The sequence below is a fragment of the Sphingopyxis sp. genome (genome assembly GCF_035250425.1).
Classification (GTDB): domain Bacteria; phylum Pseudomonadota; class Alphaproteobacteria; order Sphingomonadales; family Sphingomonadaceae; genus Sphingopyxis.
The window spans coordinates 1-3,073 of record NZ_DATFFD010000137.1 but is presented as its reverse complement, the minus strand read 5'-3'; the positions used below and the strand labels follow the sequence as shown (position 1 = coordinate 3,073).

Below are 3,073 nucleotides of genomic sequence, written 5' to 3'. Positions count from 1 at the left end.
CACCACCGCCTATGCCGCCAACGCAACCTGTTCGCCGTCGCGTGCGGCGATGATGACAGGGCGTTATCCGACGCGCTTCGGCTTCGAATATACTGCGGTGCCGGTCGAGTTCGCCGAGAATCTGGCGCATGGCGAGGGCGTGGGGCCGCACCGCGCGATCTTCCACGACGAGTTGATCACCCCCGACATCCCCGCCTATCCCGACATGGGCGTCCCCGCGAGCGAGGTCACGATCGCCGAGACGGTGAAGGCGGCGGGCTATCACACGCTCCACATCGGCAAATGGCATCTGGGCGAGGCGCCGGCGCTGCAGCCGCACGCGCAGGGCTTCGACGAAAGTCTCGCCGTGCTCGGCGGCGCGGCGATGTTCCTTCCCGAGGATGATCCCGATACGGTCAACGCCAAGCTGCCGTGGGATCCGATCGACCGCTTCATCTGGGCGAACCTCCGCCATGCCGTGACCTTCAACGGCAGCGCGCGTTTCCACCCCAGGGGCCATATGACCGACTATTTCGCCGACGAGGCGATCAAGGCGATCGAGGCGAACAGGAACCGGCCCTTTTTCCTATATCTCGCGTTCAATGCCCCGCACACGCCCTTGCAGGCGACCAAAGCCGACTACGACAGATATCCTGAGATCAAGGATCACAAGACGCGCGTCTATGGCGCGATGATCGCACAGCTCGACCGCCGCATCGGCGATGTGATGGAAAAGCTGAAAGAAGCGGGGATCGACGACAACAGCCTCGTCATCTTCACCAGCGACAATGGCGGCGCCTGGTACAATGGCATGTCCGATTTGAACGCGCCGTTCCGCGGCTGGAAGGCGACCTTCTTCGAGGGCGGAATCCGCACGCCCTTCTTCATGCGCTGGCCGGGTGCGATCGCCGCGGGGACGCAGCGGGCCGACATGACCGGACATCTCGACATCTTTTCGACCATCGCCGCGGCGGCGGGCGCGAAGCTGCCGGAGGGCCGGACGATCGACAGCGAGGATATCCTCGCCGGCCCCGCCAAGCGGGCCGCGATGTATTGGCGCTCGGGCGATTACCGCACGGTGCGCGCGGGCGACTGGAAGCTTCAGGTCACGAAACGCCCCGAAAAGGCGCGTCTCTATAATCTCGCCGCCGACCCGACCGAGCGCCACGATCTCGCCGCGCGCGACCCGCAGCGCGTCGCGGCGCTCCGCGCGATGATCGAGGCGCAAAACAGGGGCATGGCGAAACCGATCTGGCCCGGTCTCATCGAAGGGCCGGTGCGCATCGACGTCCCGCTCGATGCGCCGTGGAAAGACGGCCAGGACTATGTCTACTGGACGAACTAAAGCCCCGCGCCGTGCCCTGCCGAGGCTCCTAGAACTTCACGCTGAGCCCGGCGGTGATGCGGCGGTCGGTGAGACCCTGGAAGCACAATAGCGCCTTGTTGTTCACGCAATATTGGTTCTGGTCGCCGCGCAGCAGGTTGATGCCCTCAACGCCGACATTGATGTGGTCGTTGATGTCATAGTTGATGCTGGCATTGAGCTGGCCCCGGGCGCCGTTGATCAGCGGCAGCCCGAAGAAGAAGGGATCGTTCGACACATAGCTGGAACGCCATGTGTAGCGCAGCCGCGCGTTGAGCCCGTATTTGTCGTAGAATAGCGTCGCATTATAGGCATATTTCGACAGGTTGGTCAGCGAGATGAGATCCCGCGAACCCGGATGGCCGAGCTGGGTGAAGACGGTGCGGGGTCCATCGGCGGCGCGATATTCGCGCGCCGAGCCGCCGGCCTTCTGATAGGTGAAGTTGCCGATGAAGCCGAAGCCCGACGCGAAGCCGAGCGTGTCTTCCCATGCGGACAGATCGTGCTGGAATGCGACCTCGACGCCGGTTTGCGTTGTGGTTCCCGGAACGTTGAAGGTCGAGCTGCGCGGCACGCAGATACCGACGCCCTGGATCGGGTTGTTGATGTTGCGGTTGGCGATCGGATTATAGATGCCGCCGCCCGGACAGGCCGGGTCGATCGAAATGTTGAGATTGCCGTTCGCATCGAGATTGGGGGCCGGATCCTCCTGCCGCTGCGCGAACAGGTTCGTGCGGCTCTTGTGGAAGAAGCCGATACTGATCAGGCTCGACGGCGCGAAATAATATTCGCTCGACAGATCGAACGACCATACGGCTTCGGGAACCAGGTCGGGATTGCCCACCGCGACAGGCGTGTTCGCGCCGGTGCCGAAGGAAAAGGATGTCGACAGCGTGTCGAAGTTCGGGCGGCGAATGTCGCGCGCGATGCCAGCGCGGACGAGAAGCTTGTCGGCGGGCTCGATCACGAGGCTGAAGCGCGGCAGCAGGAAATTGTACGAGCTCTTCGCGACGGTCTGTCCGGTCACCGTGCCGTTCGCGATGTTGTTTCCCGTCGACGAAATCCTGGTGTGCAGCCAGCGGAAGCCGGCATTGCCGCGGACCGGCATGCCGGCGATCTCGCCCTCCATATTCGCCTGGAAATAGGCGGCGTTCGTCGTTTCCTTGATCTTGAAGAAACCCGCGAAGGATTCGGTCGGCGTCGTCAGCGGCGCGACGGGCGGCCCCTCGGTCGCGGCGGCGTTGCTCGCGTCGATCGCGGCGTTGAGCGCGTCGAGCACCTTCGCGGGATCGTCGAACGCCAGCCCGCCGTCGATCAGCAAGAAGTCGGGGAAATAGAGCCGGCGTCCGTCGGCCGCGTTGAAGTTGCTCGGCCCCGGGATCAATATGTCGGAAAACAGGTCGCCCGACGGCCGGTTCCACGCGCTCGTCGTGTTGGTCAGGCTGACATTTCGTGAAAATTCGTTGTTTTCCGCCGAGGTCCGGTTCCAGCGATAGCCGAAATCGACCGAGGTAACGAAGGGATTGAGGTCGCTCGTGTCATAGGAGAAATCGAGCCGCGCCGCCCGTTCCTGATTGTCGGTCGAATTGGCGCCTTGGGCCACCTGCTGCAGTTGGTAATTGGCGGGATCGAGCAATTGCGCCGTCGTCGGCGCGAAGGGGCTCGCCTGGTCGATGCCGAATTGCAGCGTGCCGCCGCGAAGGTCGAATTCGATCGGCACGCCATTGTCGA

The 3,073-nt window shown here is 63.5% G+C and carries 2 protein-coding genes; one reads left to right on the top strand and one right to left on the bottom strand.

What is annotated here, in order from left to right; all coding sequences use genetic code 11:
* A partial coding sequence (locus VJ811_RS07960; RefSeq protein ID WP_324071730.1) for a sulfatase-like hydrolase/transferase occupies positions 1–1,324 on the top strand: 1,324 nt, incomplete at its 5' end.
* 28 nt (positions 1,325–1,352) lie between these two features.
* On the opposite strand, the gene VJ811_RS07955 is transcribed toward VJ811_RS07960, so the two are convergent.
* The coding region (locus VJ811_RS07955; protein WP_324071729.1) for a TonB-dependent receptor domain-containing protein at positions 1,353–3,073 on the bottom strand (1,721 nt) is incomplete at its 5' end.